This is a genomic window from Bradyrhizobium sp. 1(2017), assembly GCF_011602485.2.
In the GTDB taxonomy this organism is placed as follows: Bacteria; Pseudomonadota; Alphaproteobacteria; order Rhizobiales; family Xanthobacteraceae; genus Bradyrhizobium.
Genome location: NZ_CP050022.2, coordinates 6,722,659 through 6,748,950 on the forward strand (window position 1 = coordinate 6,722,659; position 26,292 = coordinate 6,748,950).

At 64.0% G+C, this 26,292-nt stretch carries 22 protein-coding genes; 7 read left to right on the forward strand and 15 right to left on the reverse strand.

Features of this window, described 5'->3' with window-relative positions; all coding sequences use genetic code 11:
* The first annotated feature begins 66 nt into the window (after nt 1-66).
* Nucleotides 67-222 (forward strand): hypothetical protein, encoded by a 156-nt coding sequence (locus HAP40_RS31920; protein ID WP_166813781.1) that lies wholly within the window; start codon nt 67-69, stop codon nt 220-222.
* Nucleotides 222-2,192 (forward strand): ATP-binding protein, encoded by a 1,971-nt coding sequence (locus HAP40_RS31925; RefSeq protein WP_166819260.1) that lies wholly within the window; start codon nt 222-224, stop codon nt 2,190-2,192. Before HAP40_RS31920 ends, HAP40_RS31925 begins: the two co-directional genes overlap by 1 nt.
* A gap of 39 nt (nt 2,193-2,231) precedes the next feature.
* Here the strand turns inward: HAP40_RS31925 and HAP40_RS31930 are convergent, their stop codons facing one another.
* Entirely contained in the window at nt 2,232-4,526 is a 2,295-nt protein-coding gene (locus HAP40_RS31930) for an FdhF/YdeP family oxidoreductase (protein ID WP_166813780.1), read from the reverse strand.
* A gap of 277 nt (nt 4,527-4,803) precedes the next feature.
* Here HAP40_RS31930 and HAP40_RS31935 point away from each other — a divergent pair, with 277 nt between their 5' ends.
* A complete protein-coding gene (locus tag HAP40_RS31935) occupies nt 4,804-6,051 on the forward strand; it encodes an oxalate decarboxylase family bicupin (protein WP_166813778.1) in 1,248 nt (415 codons plus the stop codon).
* A gap of 109 nt (nt 6,052-6,160) precedes the next feature.
* Here the strand turns inward: HAP40_RS31935 and cydB are convergent, their stop codons facing one another.
* The 12 genes from cydB to HAP40_RS31995 all read right to left on the reverse strand — a co-directional run bounded on the left by cydB (nt 6,161) and on the right by HAP40_RS31995 (nt 17,357).
* Nucleotides 6,161-7,147, reverse strand: coding sequence for a cytochrome d ubiquinol oxidase subunit II (gene cydB / locus HAP40_RS31940; protein WP_166813776.1), 987 nt, complete (start codon nt 7,145-7,147; stop codon nt 6,161-6,163).
* A 2-nt stretch (nt 7,148-7,149) separates the two neighbouring features.
* Nucleotides 7,150-8,565: a cytochrome ubiquinol oxidase subunit I gene (locus HAP40_RS31945; protein ID WP_166813774.1), complete on the reverse strand. Its 1,416-nt coding sequence runs from the start codon at nt 8,563-8,565 to the stop codon at nt 7,150-7,152.
* 17 nt (nt 8,566-8,582) lie between these two features.
* The gene (gene mqo / locus HAP40_RS31950) at nt 8,583-10,121 is read right to left on the reverse strand and encodes a malate dehydrogenase (quinone) (protein WP_414645353.1); all 1,539 of its coding nucleotides are present in this window, start codon (nt 10,119-10,121) and stop codon (nt 8,583-8,585) included.
* 41 nt (nt 10,122-10,162) lie between these two features.
* Nucleotides 10,163-10,567, reverse strand: coding sequence for a hypothetical protein (locus tag HAP40_RS31955; protein WP_166813772.1), 405 nt, complete (start codon nt 10,565-10,567; stop codon nt 10,163-10,165).
* Nucleotides 10,568-10,580: 13 nt separating this feature from the next.
* On the reverse strand, nt 10,581-12,017 hold the full coding sequence (gene fumC / locus HAP40_RS31960; RefSeq protein WP_166813770.1) for a class II fumarate hydratase: 1,437 nt from the start codon (nt 12,015-12,017) through the stop codon (nt 10,581-10,583).
* A 174-nt stretch (nt 12,018-12,191) separates the two neighbouring features.
* A complete protein-coding gene (locus tag HAP40_RS31965) occupies nt 12,192-12,776 on the reverse strand; it encodes a YoaK family protein (RefSeq protein ID WP_246741235.1) in 585 nt (194 codons plus the stop codon).
* 110 nt (nt 12,777-12,886) lie between these two features.
* On the reverse strand, nt 12,887-13,723 hold the full coding sequence (gene fdhD, locus HAP40_RS31970) for a formate dehydrogenase accessory sulfurtransferase FdhD (protein ID WP_166813766.1): 837 nt from the start codon (nt 13,721-13,723) through the stop codon (nt 12,887-12,889).
* A gap of 3 nt (nt 13,724-13,726) precedes the next feature.
* A complete protein-coding gene (locus HAP40_RS31975; RefSeq protein WP_166813764.1) occupies nt 13,727-14,326 on the reverse strand; it encodes an HdeD family acid-resistance protein in 600 nt (199 codons plus the stop codon).
* A 154-nt stretch (nt 14,327-14,480) separates the two neighbouring features.
* Nucleotides 14,481-15,104 (reverse strand): sensor histidine kinase, encoded by a 624-nt coding sequence (locus tag HAP40_RS31980; protein ID WP_166813762.1) that lies wholly within the window; start codon nt 15,102-15,104, stop codon nt 14,481-14,483.
* A 38-nt stretch (nt 15,105-15,142) separates the two neighbouring features.
* A complete protein-coding gene (locus tag HAP40_RS31985) occupies nt 15,143-15,643 on the reverse strand; it encodes a Dps family protein (RefSeq protein ID WP_166813760.1) in 501 nt (166 codons plus the stop codon).
* A gap of 98 nt (nt 15,644-15,741) precedes the next feature.
* A complete protein-coding gene (locus HAP40_RS31990; protein WP_166813758.1) occupies nt 15,742-16,305 on the reverse strand; it encodes a cytochrome b in 564 nt (187 codons plus the stop codon).
* On the reverse strand, nt 16,302-17,357 hold the full coding sequence (locus HAP40_RS31995) for a catalase family peroxidase (RefSeq protein WP_166813756.1): 1,056 nt from the start codon (nt 17,355-17,357) through the stop codon (nt 16,302-16,304). The genes HAP40_RS31990 and HAP40_RS31995 overlap by 4 nt, the downstream gene beginning before the upstream one ends.
* A 340-nt stretch (nt 17,358-17,697) precedes the next feature.
* On the opposite strand from HAP40_RS31995, the gene HAP40_RS32000 reads away from it, so the two are divergent.
* Both HAP40_RS32000 and HAP40_RS32005 read left to right on the forward strand, forming a co-directional pair.
* Complete coding sequence (locus HAP40_RS32000; RefSeq protein WP_166819258.1) at nt 17,698-18,591, forward strand: SDR family NAD(P)-dependent oxidoreductase; 894 nt, start codon at nt 17,698-17,700, stop codon at nt 18,589-18,591.
* A 293-nt stretch (nt 18,592-18,884) separates the two neighbouring features.
* A complete protein-coding gene (locus HAP40_RS32005; protein WP_166813754.1) occupies nt 18,885-21,791 on the forward strand; it encodes an ATP-binding protein in 2,907 nt (968 codons plus the stop codon).
* A gap of 28 nt (nt 21,792-21,819) precedes the next feature.
* On the opposite strand, the gene HAP40_RS32010 is transcribed toward HAP40_RS32005, so the two are convergent.
* Both HAP40_RS32010 and HAP40_RS32015 read right to left on the reverse strand, forming a co-directional pair.
* Entirely contained in the window at nt 21,820-24,675 is a 2,856-nt protein-coding gene (locus HAP40_RS32010; protein ID WP_166813752.1) for an ATP-binding protein, read from the reverse strand.
* 118 nt (nt 24,676-24,793) lie between these two features.
* Nucleotides 24,794-25,078, reverse strand: a complete 285-nt coding sequence (locus HAP40_RS32015; RefSeq protein WP_166813750.1) for a hypothetical protein — start codon at nt 25,076-25,078, stop codon at nt 24,794-24,796.
* Between the two features lie 316 nt (nt 25,079-25,394).
* Here HAP40_RS32015 and HAP40_RS32020 point away from each other — a divergent pair, with 316 nt between their 5' ends.
* Together HAP40_RS32020 and HAP40_RS32025 are read left to right on the forward strand one after the other, a co-directional pair.
* The gene (locus tag HAP40_RS32020; RefSeq protein ID WP_166813748.1) at nt 25,395-25,637 is read left to right on the forward strand and encodes a hypothetical protein; all 243 of its coding nucleotides are present in this window, start codon (nt 25,395-25,397) and stop codon (nt 25,635-25,637) included.
* A 277-nt stretch (nt 25,638-25,914) separates the two neighbouring features.
* The gene (locus tag HAP40_RS32025) at nt 25,915-26,148 is read left to right on the forward strand and encodes a hypothetical protein (RefSeq protein ID WP_166813747.1); all 234 of its coding nucleotides are present in this window, start codon (nt 25,915-25,917) and stop codon (nt 26,146-26,148) included.
* Nucleotides 26,149-26,292: the final 144 nt, after the last annotated feature.

Below are 26,292 nucleotides of genomic sequence, written 5' to 3' on the forward strand. Positions count from 1 at the left end.
GCCTGCGGCGATATGACCCAAAGCTCACATCGTCGCAACGTGCGTTTTGGCAAAGACCTTGCGAAAATGGAAAAGACTGATTTTCCGCGGCGCGATAGCAACGCCCATCCCGTTCAACGCTCCGAGCATCTCTGCTCGGGAATTGGTCTCATGCCCGACGGTTATCTCTCGGACTTCTTCGATCTGCCGGCCTGGTCGGACCGGCCGCGATTTGCGACGTGATGGTCGAGGATCGGACATTGGCTGCGCCGGCCGAGCAGCCCGATGGCCCGGCCGGACGCCGTGGCGTCCTCGCCCAGGTCGCGTTTTGGGTGCTGGGAAGCGCCGCATTGAGCGGGTTGTCGATCACCTGCTTCCTGCTCGGGTTCAACTTCGCCACCAGCGCCTTCACTCTTCTGGTCGCCATTGTCCTGGCGTCGCTGCTCGGCAGCATCGTCTCGTCGGTGATCTTTTCGACTGTCGCGGTCGGCTGGCTGATCTACCTGTTCGTCGCCCCCGTGCATTCCTTTGCGGTGAGTGCGCTGCAGGACGCCGCCGCCCTGACCGCCTTTCTCGTCACGTCGCTGGTGATCGTGAGCATGTTGCATCGGATCGGGCGCGAAGACGCGTTGCGGCGACGTCAAGCCGCCTACCTCGCGGAGGCCCAGAAGCTCAGTCATACCGGCAGCTTTGGCTGGAACATTGCCAGCGGGGAGCTGTTCTGGTCCGATGAGACCTTCAGGATCTTCGATCTCGATCCGGATTTGCCGCCGTCCATCGACATCGTGCTGAAGCGCACGCATCCCGACGATCTCAACACAGTCCGCGAAGCCATCGAGCGCGCCGCGAAGGACCGGAGGGATATTTCCCTGGAGCACCGGCTTCTGCTGGAGGATGGCTCGGTCCGGTACATCCGCGTGGTGGCCCACGGAATCGCCGATAAAAGCGGGCAGCTCGAGTTCGTCGGTGCGGTGATGGACATCACTGGGCAGAAGAAGGCGACGACCGAGCTGGAGCGGAGCGAGCAGCGTTATCGCCAATTGTTCAGCCGAATGCCGATCGCGCTCCGGCAACTCGACGCCAGCAAGCTGGTGGCGCTGTTCCGGAAACTCCGCGCCGAGGGGGTCGAGGATCTCGGCAGCTATTTCGACAGCCACCCCGATTTCCTCAAAACCTGCATGGAGGCGCTCTCGTTTCAGGAGGCCAATGATCGGGCCATCCAGATGTTCGGCGGCGACTATGCAGGACGTTCCATGGCCGACACCTGGCGGGAGCGGCCGGATACGTTCCGGCGCGCCATGGAATCCCGCTTTCGCGGCGAAGCGAGCTTCGAGGAAGAGACCAGGATGGTCACGTGGGACGACCGCGTCCTCGACGTCCTCTTCACGACGGCACGAGTGGGTCCCGTCAATGATCTCGAGCTGAGCCTCGTTGGAACGATCGACATCTCCCAGCGTGTCCGCGCCCAAGAGAGGCTTCGACAAGTGCAGGCAGAGTTCGCACATGCCGCGCGAATCTCGATGCTCGGCGAGCTCACGGCCTCGATCGCCCATGAGGTCAACCAGCCGCTGGCGGCCATCACGACCAATGCCGCAGCCGGCCTGCGCTGGCTGAACAGGCCCAATCCCGACTTGGCCGAGCTGCGCAAGGTGATCGAGAACACGGCCACGGATGCCAAACGCGCCGCGAGCATCGTCGCGCGCGTTCACGGGATGGCGTCCAGGAAGGCACCGGAGCGAATCCTGCTGTCGCTCGACGAGGTCGTTCGGGAGGCCCTGTTGTTTCTGCGGCATGAAATGGAGTCTCGCGACGTCGCGATCCGGCACCGTCCCGATCCGGCAGCGCCGCCGGTGTTCGGCGACCGCACCCAGCTTCAGCAGGTGATCGTCAACCTCGCGATCAACGCGATGCAGGCCATGACCCAGGCCGGCACCGAGAACCGCAGGATCGTCATCACCACGGTCGCCCCGGATGCGAGCACCCTGTGCTGCTCGATGGAAGACAACGGCCCGGGCATCGGCGCCGAACATGTCGGCCGGCTGTTCGAAAGCTTCTTCACGACGAAGGAGAGCGGCATGGGCATGGGACTGCCGATTTGCCGATCCATCGTCGAATCGCATGGCGGCCGGATCGCTGCCGAGGGCAAGGGCGCTGAAGGAGGCGCACGATTCTGGTTTACGCTGCCGATCTCCGGCCCGACGCACCCGACCTGATCCGGCCGGGACGGCGCGGATCGAACCCGTCCATCCATATTATTCCGTTGCAGCGCCACCCGAGCGCACCAGGCGGATCGGCACACCCTTGAACGACGGCGTGAAGCTCATGGGATCGCGGGCATAGAGCGGCACCAATGGATTGGTCTCCGGATAATAGGCTGCACAGCAGCCGGCCGGAAACGAATGACCGACCACGCGGAAATTGCGCACGATCCGCTCGACGCCATCGGTCGATTCCGTGATCAGATCGACGCGGTCGCCCTCGGCAAAGCCGCGTTTCTTCATTTCATATTCGTTGAGGAACACCACATCGCGCTGCCCGAAGACACCGCGATAGCGGTCCGACATCGAATACAGCGTCGTATTGTACTGGTCGTGGCTGCGGACCGTGCTGAGCCACAGGAAATCGGGATCGCATTGCGGCGGGTCCTCGCCGCAGCCCTCGAACACCAGGAAATTGGCCTTGCCGGATGGGGTCGCCCACACCCGCTCCCGTGCCGTCGAGGTCAGATGGAAGCCACCGGGAACGCGGATCCGCGCGTTGTAGCCCTGGAAGATCGGGAAGACCGCCTCGATGGCATCGCGAATGCGATCGTAATCGTCGACGAACCCACCCCAGTCGACCATTGTGCGATCGCCGAGCGTCGCCTTGGCGACGCCGGCGACGATCGCGATTTCGCTGAGGAGATGCTCCGACGCCGGCGTGTTGCGGCCGCCCGAGGCATGGACCATCGACATGGAATCTTCCACCGTGATGGACTGCGGTCCCGTCGCCTGGACATCGATTTCGGTGCGGCCGAGACAAGGCAGGATCAGCGCGGCACGGCCGTGGATCAGATGGCTGCGGTTCAGCTTGGTGGCGACGTGGACAGTCAAGTCGAGCTTGCGCAGTGCAGCCTGCGTCGTCTGCCAGTCCGGAATGGCGGCGGCAAAATTGCCGCCCATGGCGAAGAAGACCTTCACCTCGCCGCGGATCATCGCCTCCAGGGCCGTCACGACATTATGTCCCGGCTCTGACGGCGGCCTGAAGCCGAAGTGGCGTTCCAGTCGCTCGAGGAAATCCGCCTTGGGGACTTCCGTGATCCCCACGGTCCGATCGCCCTGCACGTTGGAATGACCGCGAACCGGGCAGACGCCGGCGCCGTCGCGTCCTACATTGCCGCGCAGGAGCGCAAGGTTGGCGATCTGCTGCACGTTGTGCGCGCCGCGCTCGTGCTGGGTGATGCCCATGCCATAGACGAGAATGGCGCGTTCCGACTTCATGTAGGCGTTGGCCGCATACTCGATGTCCTCGCGCGTCAGGCCGGACTGGCGTTCGATGTCGGGCCATTGCGTCCGCTTGAGATCGTCGATCAGCGCCTCGATGCCGGCGGTGTGTCCCTTGATGAAATCCCAGTCCAGGATTTCCGGCTGCTCGGCAGCGCGGGCCGCTTCATCGACCTCGACCAGGATCTTCATGATGCCTTTGAGGACGGCGACGTCGCCGCCGACACGCACCTGGAAGAGCTTCGAGCTGATCTTCGTCGACGTCAGCGTGATCATCTCGAGGGGGCTCTGCGGCGCCTGGAAACGCTCGAGCGCCCGTTCGCGAAACGGGTTGAAGGAGATGATCGAAGCGCCGCGGCGCGAGGCATTGCGCAGGCTCGTCATCATCCGAGGGCTGTTGGTGCCCGGGTTCTGGCCGAAGATGAAGATACAATCGGCCTTGTCGAAATCCTCCAGCAGCACGGTACCCTTGCCGACGCCGAGCGATTGCGGCAGGCCGACGCTGGTCGCCTCGTGGCACATGTTCGAGCAGTCGGGAAAATTGTTGGTGCCGTACTCACGGACGAAAAGCTGGTAGAGGAACGCGGCTTCGTTCGAGGTCCGCCCGGACGTGTAGAAATCCGCCATGTTCGGATCCGGCAATGCCTTCAGCTCGCGGCCGATCATGTCGAACGCAGCGCTCCACTCGACCGGAAGATAGTGGTCGGATGCGGCATCATAGGCCATCGGATGCGTGAGCCGTCCGACCATTTCGAGATCGTAGTCGCTCCAGGTCGCGAGCTCGGTGACGGTATGCTCGGCGAAAAATTCGGGCGTACAGCGTTTGGACGTCGCCTCCCAGGCGATCGCCTTGCCGCCGTTCTCGCAGAATTCGAATGACGAGGTATGCTTCGGATCGGGCCAGGCGCAGCCGGGACAGTCGAACCCCTGCGGCTGATTCATGCGGCTCAGCGTCGCGGCGCCCTTCACAGGCACCCGCTGCACCAGCAGAGCCTCACTGAGCGCCTTGAGCGCTCCCCACCCCCCGGCAGGCTCGCGATAGGGACGCACCGATTTCCTGGTCATGGGAGATATCTCTGCATGTGACGATCCGCGCTGCAGTTAAGGATCGTTGCTCCCGCGTCGTCTTTTCAAATCGGACGTCGAATTTCGCAATTGCACAGCTCCGGTCCCGGCGCGGTCGCCAAGCCCACGCCCAAGCGCAAGCCCACGCCGAAACCGACAGTGCGTTCCGGAAAAAGCATCGTCATTCGCGGAAGCTGGGCCGACGGGGCGAAACTAGGCTGCGACGCTGGAGCCTCGCCGCGGCGCAGGCTGAAGATTCATTTAAGGAGCGACCAACATGTTTTCACGACGAGAATTGCTGGCTGTATCGGCGGCAGGCGCCGCAATGGTCAGCGCCAGTGCGCAAGGCGCGACCTTCGGCAACCCGGACGAGCCGCCACAAGGGGCGATCAATGCCAAGAGCCCCAGCAGCCTGAGCGATCCTGGGCCGCAAAATCCGGCCCTGGGGAAGCAGTTTCCCTCGGCGCAGACGCCGCCGGCGACGGATGTCGGCGGCTTACCGATGAACTGGGCCTCGTTCAACAACGCGCCCAGGCGCATCCAGAACGGCGGCTGGGCTCGCCAGGTCACGGTCAGCGACTTCGCGCTCTCGAAGGAGATCTCCGGCGTCAACATGCGGCTCTCTGCCGGTGGCATCCGCGAGCTGCATTGGCATCAGGCGGCCGAATGGGCGATCATGACCTACGGCGGCTGCCGCATCACCGTGCTCGACGTCCAGGGCCGCCCTTATGTGGCCGATCTCAAGGCCGGCGACCTCTGGTACTTCCCGTCGGGCGCGCCCCATTCCTTGCAAGGGCTTGGTCCTGACGGCTGCGAGTTCGTGATCTGCTTCGACGACGGTCACGCCAACGAGTTCAATACGCTGCTGGTGACGGACTGGTTCGCCCACACACCGCCGGAAGTACTGAGCAAGAACTTTGGCGTGCCGGCCGAAACCTTCGCCAAGATTCCGCTGCACAATCGCTGGATCTTCCAGGGGACGGTCCCCGGCGATCTCGCCGCAGATCGTGACGCCGTCGCCAGACACGCCGAGGCACCGCCCTATCCCTTCGTCTACCAGCTGGGCAGCTCGACTCCGCTCAAGGAGAGCGCGGCGGGAAGTATCCGCGTCGCCGACAGCAACAATTTCAAGGTGGCAACTACGGTTGCGGCTGCACTGGTGACGATGCCCCCAGGCGCCGTCCGGGAGATGCACTGGCATCCGAACGCGGACGAATGGCAGTACTACATCAAGGGCAAGGCGCGAATGACCGTGTTCGACACGGGGCCCAACGCACGCACCACGGATTTCTCTGCGGGCGACATCGGCTACGTCCCGCGCAACCTCGGTCACTACGTCGAGAATGTCGGCGATACCGATGTACAGTTCGTCGGCGTCTTCCGCGCCCCGCGTTACGAGGAGGTATCGCTCTCCAACTGGCTGGCGCACACCCCGCCAGCGCTCGTCGCCCAGCACCTCAATATCGACGAGAAGCTGATCGCGCAGTGGCCGGACACCAGTCCGGGCGTCATGCCGAAGACCTGAACGAAAAGGCGCCGAACCCGGCGCCTTTTCTTTTGCTTGTTGGAAGATATCTGCCGCCCGGATCAAGCCGCCAGAATGGCGGCTTTGCGCGTTCTCTTGCTCCCGGCTGTCAATAACGAACCGATTCGGAATCGAACTTGCCCCTGAAGACCCGGAATCCGATCGCGACGTAGAGCAGCAACAGCGGAAAGATGAAGAGACCCGCTCCCCAGAACATGAAAGCGAGGCTGGCATGGGGTGCAGCGGCTTCGTCGATGGTGATGGCGAAGGGCACCATGTAGGGCCAGAACGAGAGCGCCAGCGTGCCGAATGCCGATATGAAGATCAGCGAGACCATGTGGAACGGCCAATAATCGTCATGCCGCAGGATGCTCGAGGCGAGCACGCAGGCAGCCCCCGCACCGATCGCCGGAAAGACGAACAGATAGGGCCGTTCGATCCAGCGGTGAAGGATCGGCAGGTGCTGCAACAGCGCGTGGCTGAAGACGAGGATCAGAAACAGGAGAACGCCGGTCGCCAGCACCGGGATCTGGCTCCGCGCCAGGTCCCGAACGGCACCGCCGCGCTTGCGCACCAGCCAGCAGGCGCCGAGCAGCGCATAGCCGAGGCACAGGCCGATGCCGCACAGGACCGAGAATCCGCTCAGCCAACCGAATACGCCCCCGGCATACTGGCCGTCGTTGATCGGCAGTCCCTGCACGAGCGCGCCGACCATCACGCCTTGCATGAAGGTCGCGACCAGGGAGCCGCCGCCGAAGCCGAGATCCCAGATCCACCGCGAGTGCTGCGACTTGGCGCGGAATTCGAACGCGACCCCGCGCAGGATCAGCCCCAGCAGCATGAAGATGACGGGAATATAGAAAGCCGAGAGCACCGTCGCATACACGACCGGAAATGCACCCCACAGCACCACGCCCGTCACCACGAGCCAGGTCTCGTTGCCATCCCAGAACGGCGCGATCGCGCCCAGCATGGCCTGCCGGCGCACTTCGCTGTTCGGCAGCAGGAACAATATTCCGACGCCGAGATCGAAACCGTCGAGCAGAAGATAGATCAGGATGCTGATCGCCAGCAAAGCAACCCAGAACGTCACCATGGTCATTCTCCTGCCTGAGCGTAGTTGCCGCTCGGGGGCGGCGGACGGTCAGCAAGCGACATCGGCCGGTTGGGCATGGCGGGCGCATGCAGGACCTTGCCGCCAAGTCCCGCCGGACCGGCGCGCAACAGCCGGTAGATGTAGTAAGTCCCGAACGAGAAGATGAAGGCATAGACCGCGACGAACATGATCAGCGACGTCGTCGCCGCGGCCGCCGTCAGGAATGGCGTCACCGCATCTGCGGTGCGCAGCACCCCGTAGACCGTCCACGGCTGGCGGCCGACCTCGGCGGTATACCAGCCGGTGAGGATTGCGATCCAGGGTAACGGAAAGCTGAGGAAGATGCCCCAGAGCAGCAGGCGGTTTCGCTCGAGGCGATGCCTGAGCCCGAGCCAGCTCCCGAGCCAGGCCAATGCCAACATCAGGAGGCCGCAACCGACCATGATACGGAAGGCGAAGAACGGGATCACCACCGGCGGCCGGTCCTGCGGCGGAAAGCTGGTCAGGCCGACCTCCTTCGAGCTCAGGCTCATGCTGCCGATGATGCTCCCGAGCACCGGAATCGATATCGCGTATCTGTTCGATTCGGTGCTGGAATCGGGGATCGCGATCAGCACCTCCGAGGCCGGCTGCTCGTCGTGCCAGCGCGCCTCGATCGCGGCGAACTTGGCCGGCTGGTAATCGTGGACGTAGTCGCCGACGAGATGCCCGATGAAGAGCTGAACGGGAAGCAGCACCGCCGCGAGCGCCAGGCCCATGCGCAACATCACATGCGCCTCGGCCCGATAAGTCCGCCGTAGCAGATACCAGGCCCCCGTGGCCGCAACGCAGAACGCGCCGGTCAGGTATGAAGCGAGCAGCATGTGCGGAAACCTGACCCAGACCACCCGGTTGAAGATGATCTGCATCCAGTCGTCGGGCACGAATTGCCCGTTCTGCATGACGTAACCTGTCGGCACCTGCATCCAGCTGTTGTTCACCATGATCCAGAACGCCGAGAGCGTGGTGCCGAGCGCCACCATCGCGGTCGAGAACAGGTAGAACCAGGGAGGCACCCTGGTCCGGCCGAAAATGAGGATGCCGAAGAAGCTCGCCTCCAGCATGAAGGCGGTGAACGTCTCGTAGGACAGAAGCGGTCCCTGGATCGGCCCTGACATCTTCGAAAGGACGCTCCAGTTCGTGCCGAACTGGAACGCCATCACCACGCCCGACACGACGCCCATGCCGAAGGCGACGCCGAATATCTTGAGCCAGAACTCGAACAGGGTTCGGTAGACCGGCTTGCCGCTCCGAAGATGCATCGCCTCGAGCAAGGTGAGCCATGCGGCGAGCCCGATGGTGAAAGCCGGGAAGATGATGTGAAACGAGATGGTGAAGGCGAATTGCAGCCGCGACAGGAGAAGCGCCGTCGGGTCCATCGGAACGCTCCCTTCCCTCAGGCTCGCTTCGCGACTGACGGCGCGCTTGTGACCGGACGGTGGATGTCGGCGACCTCGAGCACCGCGGCCGTCGCAGAGCGGATCTGGCGGCAGAAATCCGCATTTTCGATCAGCGACACGCCATAGGACGGGATGATCCTCTTCAGCTTCGACAGCCAGGCGCTCGCCGTCAGCTCTCCGGCGAAGCACTTCTCCAGCACGCTGATGGCGATGAACGCTGCGGTGGAGGCGCCCGGCGAGGCGCCGAGCAGGGCCACCAACGAATGATCCTCCGCGCCGACGAGCTCGGTCCCGAATTCGAGCAGTCCGCCGCGCTTGACGTCGGGCTTGATGATCTGGACGCGCTGGCCCGCGACCTGCAACCGCCAGTCCTTCGGATCGGCCTTCGGGTAATATTCATCGAGTGCCGCAAGACGGTGGTTTTCGGACTGCAGCACCTGCCCGACCAGGTATTCGGTGAGATCGAAATTGTCACGCGCCACCGAGAGCAACGGCTTGACGTTGGCGGGGCGGATGGACTCGAACAGGTCCAGTAGCGAGCCGTGCTTGAGGAACTTGCTCGAGAAGCCGGCATAGGGGCCAAACAGAAGCGAGCGCTGGCCGCCGATCACGCGCGTGTCGAGGTGGGGCACCGACATCGGTGGTGAGCCGACCGCGGCCTTGCCGTAGACCTTGGCGTGGTGACGCTCGTTGATATCGGGATCGTCGCAACGCAGCCAGATTCCGCTGACGGGAAAGCCGCCGTAGCCGCGCCCTTCCGGAATACCGGATTTCTCCAGCAGCGGCAGCGCACCGCCGCCGGCGCCGATGAAGACGAACTTCGAGAGAACCGATCGCGTCTCGCCGCTCTCGGTGTCGCGCACCTCGATCCGCCAGCGGCCACCCTGCTCGCGGACGAGATTGGTAACGCAGCTCTTGTAGTTCACGGCGCAACCGGGCTGGCTGACGAGATGACCAACAAGCAGGTGGGTCAGCGCCCCGTAATCGACGTCAGTGCCGGAGATGATGCGCGTCGCGGCAACCGGCTCGTCGCCGCTGCGGCCGTCCATCACCAGCGGCGCCCATTCGGCGATCTGCTTCGGATCCTCCGTGTGCTCCATGCCCTCGTAGCAATGATGGGCCGACATCGCCTCGAACCGCTTCCGCAGGAACGCGACATTCTCCGCGCCATGCACGAAACTCATATGCGGCACCGGATGGATGAAGGCCCGCGGATCGGCGATCGCCCCCTTCTCGATCAGGTAGGACCAGAATTGCCGCGACAGGTCGAACTCGACATTGACCTGCAGCGCCTTGGAGATGTCGATGGTGCCGTCGGGGCGTTCCGGCGTGTAGTTCATCTCGCAATTCGCCGCGTGTCCGGTGCCGGCATTGTTCCAGGCGTCCGAGCTTTCGAGCGCGCAATCGTCGAGCACCTCGAGCATCTGGATCGTGAGAGACGGCTCCAGCTCCTTGAGCAGGACGCCCAATGTGGAGCTCATGATACCTGCGCCAATGAGCACGACGTCGGTTTCGCGGTCGGAAGTCACTTGCATGGCGTTTCCCTTCGTTGAGTGTTGCTGCCTGGAGTGCTCGATCAGGTGCGGGCCGATTGCCGCGCCTTGGCGCGGAACGGCACCTCTGCTCCCGGGCGCAGGACCACATAGGCGCGGCGCCAGGACGAATCGTCCGTCAGTTTCCAGCTGTGCCCCGACCCTGCGGTGTCCTCGGCAAGCAGGATGTTGCCGGGATGGATCAGGAAGTGATGTCCATCGCGCGTCTGGAAATCGAGCGTTCCGCTCAGCGTGATCACGAGCTGGCGGATCGGAGCGGTGTGCCAGGAAAACGCGCCGCCCGATTCAGTCTCCTGAAAGGACACGCTGGTCGCATCGATCTTGCCGGTGAGAAAGTCACCGCGCTGACCGGCTTCGAGGTCGATGAAGCCCTCCTCGAAATGCGAATTGCCATCATCTCCGGTCCATAGACGCACACAACGGATCATCGTCTCTCTCCTTTCAGCCGGCCTCTGCGCCGATTGCGTGTGGCGCCTTGATCTCGGCGACATAGGGCTTGACCATCTTGGCGGGGTCCACGATGCGGTCGAACTCCGGCTCGGTCACGAAACCGAGCTTGAGCGCCGCCGACTTCAGCGTGAGATCGTTGTCCATCGCGTAATGCGCGATCCGCGACGCCTTGTCGTAACCGATCACCGGTGCCAGCGCGGTCACGAGCATCAGCGACCTCTCGACATACTCCTTGATCCTCTTGCGGTTCGGCTCGGTGCCTTCGATGAGGAACCGGCGGAAATTCGTGCAGCCATCGGTGAGGATCGTGACCGACTGCGCGATGTTGTGGATGATCAGCGGCTTGTAGACGTTCATCTCCAGATAGCCGCCGGCACCGCCGAACCCGACGGCGACGTCGTTCGCCATCACCTGCACGGCGATCATCGCCAGCGCTTCGGCCTGCGTCGGGTTGACCTTGCCCGGCATGATCGACGAGCCGGGCTCGTTCTCGGGGATCAGCAGCTCGGCGAAGCCCGCGCGCGGACCGCAGGACATCAGACGGATATCGTTGGCGATCTTGTAGAGCGATCCGGCGAGCGTGCGGAGCGTGCCTGACAGCTGGACCAGTGCATCATGCGCCCCCTGCACGGCGAACTTGTTCGGCGCGCTGACGAAGGGCAGCCCCGTCAGCCGCGCGATTTCCGCAGCGACGGCCTCGGCGAAGCCCGGCGCTGCATTGATGCCGGTGCCGACGGCCGTGCCGCCGAGCGCCAGCCGGAACACGCCTTTGAGCGCGTCGTCGATGCGCGCCAGATCGTCGGCGAGCATGCCGGCATAACCGGACCATTCCTGTCCAAGCGTCAGCGGCGTCGCATCCTGCATGTGGGTCCGGCCGATCTTGACGATATCGCCCCACCGGCTCGATTTCGTCGCGATCGCGTCGTGCAATGCCACGACGGACGGCACGAGGCGCTGGGTCACGTTCATGGCGGCAGCGATGTACATCGCCGAGGGAAAGCTGTCGTTGGACGACTGCGACATGTTGATGTGATCGTTCGGATGAACCGGACGCTTGCTCCCGAGCGGCGTGCCCGCAAGCTGGCAGCAACGGTTCGAGATCACTTCATTCACGTTCATGTTGAACTGCGTTCCGCTGCCCGTCATCCAGACGTGGAGCGGGAACATGTCGTGATGCCGGCCGGCGAGAATCTCGTCGCAAACCTGAACGATCAGCTCGCGGAGCTTGCCGTCGAGGCGGCCGCCGGCGCAGTTGGCATTCGCCGCCGCTTTCTTCAGGATCGCATAGGATTGGATCATTTCGCGCGGCATCAGGTCCTTGCCGATGCTGAAATGCTCAAGCGAGCGCTGCGTCTGTGCGCCCCAGAGCTTGTCCGCGGGCACCTCGACTTCACCGAGGCTGTCTGTCTCTTTGCGGAGTTCGTTCATCATTGCCTCGTTGCCGTTGACGTCTGAATGGCCTTCTCGACGTTGTTCAAGAGACTACGGAGCGCGCCGCGCGCCTGCTTCCGCGAACGAACGTCCTTTTGTCGAATGGCATGGCGGGCACATCGGGCTTCAACGCATGAACTCGCATTTTGCGTGATCCTGAGGCGAACGGGGTCAATGCCCGTGCGGAGCGTGGCGATGCCGGCGACACAGCCAGAGCACGCACGCCGACGATGCGATCGGCAGGGCAAGGCTCCACGCGCCCATCCATTTCGTCGCGTAACCGCCGACGGCGGCTCCGACCAGAAACATCAGGCAAAGCAGAAACATGATCTTGCCGCCGCGCGCCGCACCACGATCTGACGCGAGAGCGGATTGGTCGATGGCGCGAAGCATGTTGCCCGTGACGGCGACGGTGAGGACCTGCCAGTGCTCGACTTGCCTGAAGCTGGCCGACCGCAGCGCGACGCCGAAGGCGATCGTGGGGATCGTGATCATATCGGGAATTCGATGCAGCAACGGCATCATGATCGCCAGGCAGACGATCTCCCCGGCAAGACAGCGCAGCGGCGCCCGGATGCGGATCGCCAGCGTCGCGCCGAAGAGAAACCCGACGATCGGAAGAAGATGGTGGGCCGCCTGCCGCCACTGCCCTGACATCGCGTCGATGCCGAGGAAGACGACATTGCCTGTTTGCGAGCTTGCAAACACGCCGCCGAGCGAGAGCCAAGTAAAGGCGTCGAGAAAGCCGCCGGACATGGTCAGGAGCGACGCGACGAGCAGCGATCGCTCGGGATTCTCGACGCCGGCCCGCGCGCCGGCGGGCGCCAGGGATATGGCTTGCATCACCATGTCACCCGCCCGCGAGATCAGGCGTCGGCGCGCGGTGCGGCCTCGTCGGGCAGCAGAACGCGGCGCGCATGCGTGAATACGCCATATCCATCGTCGCGGGCGATCGCGAGCAGCGTGATTCCCGCCGCCTCCGCGGTCCGGATGGCGAGTGCAGTTGGAGCTGATACGGCCACGACAACCGGCGCGCCGATCATCGCCGCCTTCTGCACCATCTCGACCGATACACGGCTGGTCAGCAGCACGGCGCCGCCGCTCGCCGATCGTCCCTCGCGCGCCATCGCACCGGCCAGCTTGTCGAGCGCATTGTGGCGGCCGACATCCTCCCGCACCGGACCGATGCCGGTGCGGGGATGCCAGAATGCCGCCGCGTGGACGGACCGCGTCTGCTGGTTCAGGACCTGAAGCGGAGACAACGCCTGCATGGCGCCAAGCAGATCTCGCGCGTGAAAGGCGATGCTTCGGCCCGCGACCTGCGACGGTGCGCGGCACGCCTGTTCGAGGCTCTCGATGCCGCACAGGCCGCATCCGACGGGACCGCTGATGGCGCGGCGCCGCGCCGCCAGGGACGCCGCGCGGTCGCCGTCGAGCCACATCCGGACCTCGACGCCCAACTCGTTCGGGATCAACTCAATGCTGCTGATCTCGCCCGGACGTTCGACGATAGCCTCGGTGAGGCTGAAACCGATACCGAAATCCTCCAGATCGCCCGGCGTGCCCATCATCACGGCGTGGGTCGATCCGTTGTAGGTGAGCGCGATCGCTGTTTCCTCGGCGACCACGCGTGAAGTCGACCGCGCCTGACCGCCGCGCCAGGCGATCTCCCGATGCTGGGTGAACGTCGATCCTGTCATCATGACTCACACCGTCGCCGGCTGGGCCGAGTGCCGGGCAGCACGGCTCTTCAGCGCGAAACCAAACGCGATGAATCCCCAACCCTGGAAGATCAGGTCGACGACCAGCATCGCGCCGAGCAGCCAAAGGCCGATGGCGGGCCAGGCCGCAACCAGAATGGCGCCGATGCAGGTGGTCAGGACGCCCGCGACCGCGATCCAGCGCCAGCCCGCAGCCGGCCGCATATGGAAACCCGCCCAGATCCGTATCACTCCGGCGGCGACGAGGAACGCACACACCGCGAGCGACAGCGTGAACGAGGCGAGGATCGGATCGTAGAGCACGATTGCTCCCGCGATCGCGTAGACGAGCCCTGCCAGCAGCCAGAAAAGAAATCCGCGCAGCCCCCGCACCGAAAAGGCATGAACGACCTGGAAAATGCCGGCGGCAACCATGGTGGCCCCGATGACCAGTACGGAGGCGAGGCTCGCGGCCATCAGATTGACCGATGCAACACCGCCGAGGATCAGCTCACCCACGCCCAGGGCAACAAACCAGATCCACTTCCCGGTGATCGCATGGATTGCCCTTCCCAGCGACGCCTTCGCATTCGACATTTCCGTCATGGCTTGACCCTTTTCACACGACCGGTCCGCCGGTCGTGAATGGGATCGAGCCTATCGGGAGCCGGCGCCCGTCATCTTTCGAAGACGCCGCGAGATTGTTTCATCCGCACGATGCGGACCGCTTGGATAAATTGCAGTACGGGTCCATGCGCGACTAGCGCGGGACACTCACCACGATCCTGCCACCGTCGGGACCGACGCAGATGTCGACCGCTCCTTGAAGACGCGCCGCGAGCACCTCGACGATATCGCGGGCTTCTCCCCGGTACCAGCTCTCGCCGGACGAGCCGCTGTCCGTGATGCAACAGGCGATCGACGCGGCGGTCACCCACATCTCCAGATGAATCGCGCCCGCTCCGCCGCGAGACCGGTGCCGCGCCGCACTGGTAATCAGCTCGAATACGATCATACCCAGCATCCAGCAGCGCTCGGAGCTCAGCTTCAACGGATGCAGCAGAAGCGAGAGCGCAATGCCCTCGCCTTCGAGGCTCGCGCGGCTGATCGAACGGCACAATTGCCGGAGATAGGCCGCCAGGTCGACCGTCGTGCTGAACTCGGGCATTTGCAGCGCGTGGTGAAGCCGCGCATGACTTTCCAGCCGGTCCTGCAGGGAAGCAAGGGTCTGCGCCGCTTCCCTGGCGTCGCAGCCATTGGCGGCTTTCGACACCAGGTCGATCGCCGAAGCGAGCTCGTCATCGATCCGATGCGCGAGCTCGCGCAGCAGCAGACGCTCCGCCTTTATGCCGCCATCCGGCGGGAGCTCCGAGAGGCTGCTCATGCTTCACCCGCGTCCCGGCCGAACGGCATGTCGTGCGCTTACGAGTTCGGACCGGTGCGGCCGGTCTCGTACAGGAACCAGATTCGCCGCTCCGTCTCGTCGATCCAGTTTTCCAGAAGGCTTGCGGTGGCAACATCGCCATCTTCGTCGCAGAGCTCGTGAACCCGGCGCATTTCCCGCGTCAGCTGCTGGTTGTCGCTGCGCAGCTCGGCGAGCATATCCTGCGGATCGACATAGTCGGCGTCATTGTCGAGAATACGCTGCTCGCGCGCGATGTGGCCGATCGAGCGCAGCGTGGTGCCGCCGATCTTGCGGGCGCGTTCGGCGATGTCGTCGGTCATCGCGAAGATCTGCTCGGCCTGCTCGTCGAGCAGAAGGTGGTAATCGCGAAAGTGGCGGCCGGATACGTGCCAGTGGAAGTTCTTGGTCTTCAGATAAAGTGCGAAGACGTCGGCGAGCAACGCTCTCAGCGCGGCTGGAACGTCCCGGTTCGCATTGGCGCCGAGATCGGTCGGCGTCTGGAGGTCTGCTTTGGTCATGGTCGGCATCCTTGCTTGGAGGTTAGGAAACTCTGGTCGCGCGTCGCGCAAACGGTCTTTCGGGTTGAGGGACCTTTCCGTGTCGTCGCACAGCGGATTCATTCGGCAGCTGTCGTCCCGTTTCGCACGCGCACGAGCGAGATCGTTTCGAACACGCCGTCGCGCCGAACCAATGCGTGGAAGAGCCCCGCCGCCAGATGCAGCAGCACGAGGGCAAAGAATGCGAAACCCAAATAGACATGGGCGTTCCAGAGCAGCGTGTGCACACCGTCGCTCTGCGGCAGCAGTGCAGGAATGCGAATCCCGCCATACAGGACCACCGGATAAGATGCAGCCCAGAGCATGCCGAGGCCGAGCAACGGCATGATGATCATGAAGCCGTACAGCAGCTGATGCGAGAACCTTGCTCCGAGCTTCATGGCCCTCGGAAGATCGTCCGGCAACGGCGGCGCGCCGTAGTACAGCCGCAGTGCCACCCTGATCAGGACGAGGCCGAGCAAGGTGACGCCGAGCGTCTTGTGGATGAGGATCAGCGGCAGATATTCTGGTGCGACGGTCGAGACCATCCCCACACCAATGAAGAGCATGGCGAGGATGCAGGCCGCCATCAGCCAGTGCAGGAGCCGCTGGACCAGCGTAAAACGGTGAGGAGCATTGGTCATGGCGTTGCGGCTCCGGTTCGCGGATAGTCCTTGGCCTCGGCGGCACGCAGATCATAGGACTTGCGGTAGACCGATGAGCGCGCAGCCGGGAACGGATCGTCGGACACCCGAATTCCCTGCGGCAGGACGGTCGGATCGAAGTTGATGTCGCGGCATGGCCCATCGCGCTCCGGTTCGATCCGCTGCACCACCAACGTTCCGACCTCCACCTTGCGGCGCGTCTCCGGCCAGGCTTTGCTCGGGTCTGCAGTCTGATCGCCGGGATCGGCTACGGTGGTGACCATCGTCCAGCGCAGCGGTCCCGCCGTCCGGACCCGCTCCGCGATCTCCTGCTCGAGATAATCCGGACCGCGCTTTTCCAGCTCGGCCTGCGAGATCGAAACAGGTTGCGCCGCGGGCAGCAGCGACCATCGCACCGCGTGATCGCTGCCTTTCGCATCCGTGAAGACGAAGCTGTTGAGACCGTTATAGGGCTCTTCCGCATAGCTGCCGGTCCACGGCGCCGTCTTGGCCCAGGCGGCAAAATGGCCAAACTCCGGATTTGCCTGAGTGAACGCCTTCATCGCATCCGGATCCTTCTTGCCGGAGGCAATCAGCAGATCGTGGAACGCCTGCGGCGTCGAGACGGCAAAGAATGGCGGGTTGATCATCGCCATCCGCCAGACCTCGCCATCTGCCGTCGTGATCTGAAGTCCCAGGCCGCGTACGCGCGCGCTCGCATCCACTGCGTTGGGATTGGTGGTGCCGAGATTGAAGCGGCCGAGAGCCGGATATCGCCCCTGCACGAAGACCTTGGCCCTGGAGAGTTCTACGCCGCGTCCGTTGGCCTCGAACGTACCGGTGAAGCAAATTCCCTTGGCATGATTGCGCCGATGTCCGAGCGGTACACTGCCTGCCGGTGTCAGCGCCTCGATCATCCGTTCGGGCGTCAGACGCCCGGGCGAGAGCCATCCTGCGGTGTACGCGAACGCGGCGGCCCCGCCGCCCAGGATCGCCGCAATCAGGAAGAGCGATCCGAGGCTCGACCGCGGTAATTTCCCCGGAAGTTTCATTCAGTCTCCTCGCGAGCCGCCAACTGCCAGCAGCCAGAGCAGCGCGGCGGCATTGCCCAACAACGAGGAATTCTTCTAACGGGGAGCGGCGGCCCCGATCTTCTCAAACTCAACGCCAATTTCACGAAGGCACGCCTCGTTCTGCTTGCCTTTGCGGACTTCCGCAGCCGAACTGAAAGACCCTCGCCCCGCAGTCGGGCATTCTGAATATATTTCGTGCTTTATGAAAATTGCCCGTAAGGCTCGAAAGACCAGCCCCACGCTTCGCCCTAAGCCAGATGCACTTCGCATCGAGCGCAAGCGCCATCTTCGCGAAGACTGGAATGCGATTGGGATCCAAATGAGAAAAGTCATCGTCGTAACAGGTGCTGCAAACAGCATCGGACGAGCCACCTGCAAGGAATTGGCGCAGGCGGGGCACACGGTCTACGTCGCAATGCGGGAAGCCGGCGACCAAGGCGCCCCCGGCCTCGACAGGCCCGAGGCAGAGGCCGCGAAGGGCGGCTTCGATCTTCGCACCATCGAGTTCGACGTGTCCTCGGAAGCCTCGGTAAACGCAGCCATCGAAACCATCATCGCCGACAACGACCGCCTCGACGTGATCGTGCACAATGCAAGACAGGTGGTCTACGGGCCGACCGAGGCCTTTGCGCCGGAGCAACTCGCGGAGCTCTACGACATCAACGTACTGAGCGCGCAGCGTCTCAACCGGGCGGCATTGCCACAATTGCGCAAACAGGGCGAAGGCCTGCTGGTATGGGTCACGTCGAGTTGCGCACGTGGCGGATCCGTGCCCTTCCTTGGCGCCTATGCCTCGTCGAAAGCTGCCATGGATGCGCTCGCACTCGGCTATGCCGGCGAACTCGCGCGATGGGGTATCGAGACGAGCATCGTCGTCCCCAGCGCTCTCGGGCCGGGCCACTACGTCCGCTCCGGCCGGCCAGCGGACACCATTCGCGCAGAAGAATATGCCGATGGCCCGACGGCTGATGTGAGCGAGACCGCGCTCGCAGGGCTCGCACAGCTTTCGCCGAGGGATCGTGCTCCGCAGGATGTCGCGAGAGCCATAGCCGATGTTGTGAACATGCCGTTCGGACAGCGGCCGCTGAGGGTTCATTTCGGTGCGGATGACGATGGCGCGGCGGCCGTCGACGCCGTCACGGACCGCGCGCGCGCCGAATTGCTGCGCCGGATCGGACTGGAGGACGTTCTCTCGCCGGCGCTTCTCGGCTAGAACAAGAGCGTGCCTCAACCATGCCGTGTAAGCTCCGCTTCTCGACAGACGCGGATGATGCCTTGTCGGCCCAACGGTTCATGCGCACGTTCGGCATTCGAGTGACATATCGCCGCATCAACGGCTGAAAGCGGAAAGCTTCATAGACGAACGTGGCATGCGCCGCATGGCGGCCATTCTTTACCCCGCTACTACCGGGTGTTAGTTTTGAGCCTGCCACGACGCCGACACGTCTGGTCGGCTCCTCAAATCCTGGAACGCGACGAGTCGTTTGTCGGGTTGAAATCCCAAAAATGGCCTCCCGCTGGCAAAGCAACAATGGCACGGCGACCGCTGGCCCCTCTGACCGGGAGAGCCTTGCTCAGGAGATTTTCGTCTTCGGGCCGTTTTGCCTCGATGCCTTGCAGCGACGGATCGAAAGGAATGGCAGCCAGATCCAGCTGTCGGCCCGGGCCTTCGACATCCTGCTGACGCTGATCCGGCAAGCGGGCACCGTCGTCAGCAAGAACGATCTGATGGCCAGCGCGTGGCCGGACTCCAGCGTCGACGAAAACAGCTTGCGTGTTCACATCGCAGCGCTTCGCAAGGCGCTCGGAGATGGCCATGCCGGGGTCCGATATCTGAGCACCGTCTCCGGACAAGGCTATTGCTTCGTGGGGTCGGTTTCCGGCAGCGACGAGGTACCGCCCCCGCCGGCACCGGCCAGTCCCGCCTCCGCGCACAACCTGCCGGCGCATCCTCGGCAGATGGTGGGACGCGAGCAGACCGTCCAGGACATATCCGAGCGATTGAGGGCTCTGCGTTTCGTCACCGTCGTCGGCCCGGGCGGCATCGGCAAGACGACTGCTATCGTTTCTGTCGGTTATGCCCTGCTCGCCGAGTTCGCAGGTCAGGTCCACTTCGTCAGTCTCGGCGAGACCTACGACGCCGCACTCGTGCCGGCCGTCACCGCAGCTTCGCTCGGGCTGCCGGCCCGATCGAACGATCCTTCGACAGGTCTGGCGACCCTCCTGCGCGGCAGGCGCATGCTGCTCATTCTGGATTGCTGCGAGCATGTGATCGAGGCGGCGGCCACGCTGGCCGAGCGGCTCTACAGGGAGGCACCGGAGCTGCACATCCTCGCCACGAGCCGGGAGCTGCTGCGTGTCGAAGGCGAACACGCCTACCGCCTCCTACCCCTGGCAAGTCCTCCGGAGAACACGATCCTGACCGCGGCGAGCGCGCTCGCCTATCCCGCCGTGGAGCTGTTCGTCGAGCGTGCGACATCCGGAGGGAGCGAGTTCGCCTTGACGGATGCGAACGCCTCGGATGTCGGTAATCTCTGTCGCCGGCTCGACGGCATTCCGCTTGCGATCGAGCTCACCGCCGGCCATGTCGGCGCATATGGCGCCGGCGCCATGGTCCGGCTCCTCGACAAGCACTTCAATTTGCTGTGGGAGGGACGGCGCACCGCCCTGCCCCGGCACCGCACGCTGCGCGCAACCATCGAATGGAGCTACAATCTCCTTTCCCAATCAGAACGCGACGTCCTCGATCGGCTGTCCGTGTTCGTCGGCAGCTTCACCCTGGACGCCGCGCGGGCGATCGCCGCGACCACGGAGGACGATGACGCCATCCTGGCGATCATCGACAATCTGGTCGCCAAGTCGATGCTCGCCTCGAGTGCCGACCAGCAATCGACCCGCTATCGGCTTCCGGACGCGACCCGTGCCTACGCCCAGGAGAGACTCGCCGCCCACGACGATGCCAGCGAGATGGCGCAACGCCACGCCGCATATTTTCTCGAGCTGCTCGAGAAGACCGAAGGCGCGAGGAGAGATGGTTTCCCGGCCGCTGCCGATCAGTTCGGCAACATTCGAAGCGCTCTGGCATGGTGCTTCTCGGATCGGGGCAACCGGGGCATCGGGGTCGCGCTCACGGCCGCAGCGATTCCCCTGTTCTTCAAATTGTCGCTCCTGGCCGAATGCGAGCACTGGGCCGCGCGCGCCATCGAAGCCCTCGATGAAACCGCCGAGAGCGCGAGGCGCAGCCTTGCGCTCTACGCCGCACTCGGATCGGCCCGGACGCTCACTGGGCAGTTCGACGATCTGGCCATGACCTGCCTTAACCGCGCGCTCGCGCTGGCAGAGAAGATCGGCGACTTGCCGGGCCAGGTCCGGCTGATCGATCGGCTGCACCTGCTTCAACTGCTCACCGGGAAATTCGATGACGCCCTGAACACCGCCAGAAGAGGCGAAAGCATTGCGCTGGAGAGTGGCGATCCTGGCGCCCTTTCCCGCATGCGCGTGGCGCTCGGCATCTCTTGCCACTATCTCGGCAACCTCCCCGCCTCCCGCGCGTACATCGAGGCGGCGATGTCACGTCCTGGCGCGAAGACGGATGTCGATGGCGAACCGACGCTCGACTATCCCGGCCGCGCGCCCATCACCCTGGCCCGTATTCTATGGCTCCAGGGATATCCCGACCGGGCGATCGAAACGGCACGGGAAGCGGTCGCCGATGCGCTCACCATGAATCATCCCACCATGCTCTGCCGAGCAGTGCTCTGGGCGTTCGACGTCTTCTATTGGAACGACGAGCTGGAAGGTTACGAGGATTCCATCGACAGGCTTCTGGCCGAGAGCCGCACGCACAAGCTCGCCACGCTCCAGATCGTTGCGGAAGCGATGAAAGGAATTGCGCTGCTGGCGCGTGGAGCGACCGGTTCGGGTCTCCCGATGCTGAAGGGCTCGGTCGAGAAGCTGCAAAACCACCGTTTCGGTGCGGTCGCAGGACTGAGCGTACCGCTTGCGGCGGCTCTGGCGGCAACAAATCACGGCGAGGCGGCACTGGACATGATCAATCGCGCAATCGCCCAAGCGCGGCGTTGCAGCTTCCTGATGGAGATGCCCGACATGCTGCGGGTGAAGGCGGAAGCGCTGATGCGCAAGGCCTCGCCGGACGTCCTGCAGGCGGAGCAGAACCTCGAGCACTCGCTCGAACTGGCCCGCCAGCAGGGCGCGCTCGGTTACGAGCTGCGCACGGCAATCGTGCTTGCGAGACTGCGGCAGCGGCAAGGCCGCTACCGGGACGCAGGAGAGATTCTCGCGCCGGTGTATGGCCGATTCACCGAAGGATATCACACGCGCAGTCTCAAGACCGCGTCGGATCTGCTCAATGAGCTGGGCTTCGCTCGGTCGGATAGGCTCGCGGCGCATTGAACGGCCTCTTGGGCGGATGGCGCCCGAGCTACCGGGGCAACAGTTGCGCCATCATTGCCCTGGCGCGCCGCAGGTCGGCGATCTCGAAACCCTCGGAGAACTTGCCGCATACGGATTCGAGAACATGCCGCGCGTCGGCCGGCCGGTTCTGGCTCATCCGAAGCCGTGCGAGGCTGATCGCCGTCCTCAGTTCCCAGAACAACGCTCCCTGGGCGCGTGCCACGTCGAACGCCGCGTTGAAGGCCTGCTCGGCGGCGGTAGCGGAATGATGCTCGCCGGGGTGCAGCAGCAATTCGCCCTTGATGCGCCAAAGCTCCGCCACGTACCACCGTTCCTCCCGCGCTTCGCAGCGAGCCAGCGCCTCTTCGGCGGTCGCAAGTCCCTGCGAAACCTCGCCGGCTTCTCCGAGGCATGCCGCCAGCTCTCCGAGAGGAAGCAGAAAACGCGGCAGGAATCGCGCTTCGCCCGCCAACCCGAGCGCCTTGCGCAGCAGAGACAGGCCGGCCTCGAAGTCACCACCTCGCGCCATCACCATGCCCCGGAATGCGCGCGCCCAAACGTTCCACAGCCGGATCGGGTGGCGTTCGGTATGCTCGATCAGCATCGTGCAATAGCGCTCCGCCAATGCGAGGTCGCCGGCGAGAAAGGCAACCGGGCAAGCGCCTTGTCCAAGCACGTTGCAGAACGTCAAACCATGACCGCTGGCTCGGCCCTCCTCCACATTGCGCTCGACCGCGCTCAGGGCCTGGTCGGCGAAGCCGAGCAGCCAGAGGATGCGCGCCTGGAAGCAATACACCGAAGCACGCAGGTCGAACCGGAATCGGGAAACCTGCGGCTTTGCCGTCGGATCGGCAAGGTGGCTCAAGGCTTGGTCGATGTGACGGTGCGCCAGAAGCTGGTCGCCGAGATAATGCAGCTTGGTGGCAAGCAGCCGTTCCGCCATCATCCGATCGACCGAATTTCTGGATCCGGCCACGACATCCGTGAACCGTTGCACAAAGCCGAGCGCCTTGCGAAACTCGCCATTGTTGAACTGATCGATGCACAAGCCCCAGAGCGATCGGAGCAGATATTCGTTGTCGCCGAGTTGCTCGGCGAGCCGAAGAGTCTCGGCCCAGGCGGGACCCGCTTCCCGAAGCCTTCCTGCGCCATGCATCAATGACCAGCCGCGCGCGGCCGACAATTGCATGCGAAACTGCCGCGCGTTCGCAGTGCTCTCGTCGACGTTCGCCAACGCCAGCTCGGTCCGCTCGCGGCATTCGGCGAGGAGTGACGATTGCACCCATAGCGGGACCGTCGCCGCGGTCAAGGCCACGCCGATCTGCGCATCCCCACCGGGTGAGAAGGCCCAATCGAGGCTGGACCGCACGTTGTCGATATGGCGGCCATAGAACGCAAGCCACTCCATCTGCGGCTTGGTCTCGCTATCGGCATCGGCTTTCGCAAAGAAGCCGCAATAATATTCGGCCAGACGGCGCGCCGCGTCGTGAAACTCTCCACTGGAGCGCAGCTTCTCCAGCGCGTAGGCGCGCGTGGTGTCCAGCAGCCGATAGTGAGGATGATCGCCGCCGATGTCGGCAAGAACGAGCGACTTGGCCACCAGATTGGCCAGGCGCCCAGTCACCTCGCCCATGCCCTCACCGACCACCGCGATCGCGGCATCGAGCGGAAATTCTCCGGCAAAGATGCCGAGTTGCCGCAGGATCCGCGCCTCCATCTCCGTAAGCAGGTCGTAGCTCCAGTCGAGCGTCGCACGAAGGGTTTGCTGCCTCGGCAGGGCCGTCCGACGGCCCGTCGTCAGAAATCTGAACCTGTCATCGAGAAGCATCGCGATCTTCGCTGGACTGAGCATCACTGCGCGCGCGGCCGCGAACTCGATCGCGAGGGGAATTCCGTCCAGCCGCCGGCAGATGGAGGCAATCGCCCCGAGATTTTCCGCGTCAGGCGCAAAGTTCGAACCGAGCGCCCTCGCCCTCGTCAAGAACAATTCCACGGCGGTGTAAGCTGACGCGCCACCGCATCCGGGCCGGCATTCGGGCGGCACGCCCAGGGGAGGAACGCGATAGACGTGCTCGCCGTCGATGCGCAGTGCCTCGCGGCTCGTCGCAATGATGGTCGTCCCAGGACAGCGGCTGACGATCGCGTCGGCGAGTTGAGCCGCCGCATCGACGACGTGTTCGCAATTGTCGAGAATGAGCAGCAGCTGACGCGCGCCGATTGCCCGCGCGATCGCCTCCGGCGACATTTCCTCTCCTTCGAGCTTGATGCCGAGCACGCTGGCGACAGCCGAGCAAACCAGTTTGGGATCGGGCAGCGAGGCGAGCTCGACCAGCAACCGATCCGTCGCAAAGCCGACGGGCATCGCTCTCGCGGCCTCCAGCGCGAGCGCCGTCTTGCCGATCCCGCCCGGCCCGACCAGGCTCACGACACGATAGGCCGAGAGAAACTCCCTGAGATGTGCGATGGCAGTGGCTCGGCCGATCAGATCGACGGAGGCGTTCGGAATGTTGGTCGACCGCAATTGCCCGAATGCGGCAGATTGTAGCGGAACGGCCATCGGGCGGATCTGCCACGTCCCCAGCAGCCGATAACCGCGTCCGACGTCGGTTGCGAGCATGTCGCGGTCCGAACCAAGTGCCTTTCGGATCGCCGCGATGTGCACGCGCAGCGCGCTCTCCTCGACGAAGACGCCCCGCCAGACGCGCTCGACCAGATCGTTCTTGGTGACCAGGTCGCCCGCAGCCTGGACCAATTCCGCAAGAATCTCAAAGGCGCGTCCGCCCAAAGGAACGACTTCTCCCAGCGAGCGCAATTCGCGCCTGGCAAGATCGATCTCCCATTCCGAGCAGGTGTAAACGGGATGTAGGCCGTGCTCAGCCATCATCGGTGCAGTCCCGAATGGTTCATTGGCCTTGGGTCCAGTCTATCACCAACCTTCCAGCAGACACAGCTTGCCCGGCGGAAAGCCGCCGGACCCAAGCTTCGCCCGCATCCCTCATTCTTCAGCAGCCGCGGCAGATCGATCCTTCCAGCATCTTCTCGAGCCGGGCGTCTTCCTTGTCGATGGTCGCGTCCGTGCCGAGCGGAGGCAGCTTCGTCGCGTGACCGCCGCCCTCCGACGACGGAAGTGCAGTGCCGAGCGAGTTTGTACCGGGCGCTGCGGCACTCGTACCAAGCGCGCCGCCGCTCGCCACCGACATATGCGATCCCATGCCGCCGCGGGCAGATGCTGACCCCGCGAGCCCGAGGCAAGCGACGACGGCGCATAGGCAAGACAGCAGTCTCATGGCTTACGCTCCACATGTTCTATGACCTGCCTCTAAGCTGGATGCCGCGCTGGATTTAACCACGCACGTTCCCGCGAACGATTCTGAAATTCGTGACAGAATTGGCGTCGAAGGCGCATCGCCCCTCTTCGATAACCGCGCGCCTTGCCGAATATTCCTCCTCGTCTTCGCGCAGGAGTGATGCATATCGAACGGGATTTTCAGGCCGGACTGCCTATATGAGTCGGGACAGAAGACAATTTTCGGAAACGCCAACGACCGCGCAGCGATCATCTCCAAGCGACTCTCCGCACCACGCAAGCAATGGAGAAACGCTATGAGTGTATTCAAGATCCTGATCGCGGCAGCGCTGATCTCAACGGCAACGATATCCTCGGCCTCTGCGGCCTGGTCATTCGCCGACCAGGAGCCCGCGGCATTTGCGTCAATGTATCCGAATCGCGACGTGCTGAACGGCGGCGCGCTGACGCCGGCGGGACGGATGGGACTGGAGCGGGCTGGCGGCGCCGCGCCGGTGTTCGGAGCAGGCCATCCCTACGTCCGTCACTGGCATCGATGAGCGGCTCCAGCGAGCAGGCAGTCTGCGGCACGCAGGCGACTTTGCTCGTCCCTGACCCGCACGGGGTGCGGCCGCACGAACGGCACGCCCCGCCGGTCACGAGCCATGACGGTCGTGCATTTTCCGCGCACCATCGACCGCCAACGGGCCGCCACCACGGCTTCGTGCAAAGGCGAAAATGATCGTTCGATTGATACTGCTCATCGCTCACATGCATGCACATGTCTGGTGAGCGAGCCGAGGCGTTCCCGGCGTCGCTTTGTCAAGGAGACATGCAATGACTACTCTGAAGCTCTTGTCGGCCGGACTGGCCGTTGCGGCCATGATTGCCTCCCCCGCGATGGCTCGGGAAGGCAGCAACAACACGCGCCGCGCCAATGTCGACTCCTACGCGTCGGTTCAGCGCGTGCCGGTCACTTCCAAGCGCAGCTGCGCTCGCGCTCCCGACGTCGGTGCGTACGCAACCGCCCCCTGGCGCCGGCCTCCCTGCGAGCCCACCTCCGGCTACTGAGCCTGCGAACCGGACGGGCCTTTGGCCGCAAGGCAAGCGAGAGCGCTGAGTAGGGATTCTCCTCTCAGCGCTTCGCGGATTCTACGTCGCTGACGGAAATGGTCGCGTCATCCAGCGCCGTTCTCCCAACCAGGCCGAGATCGC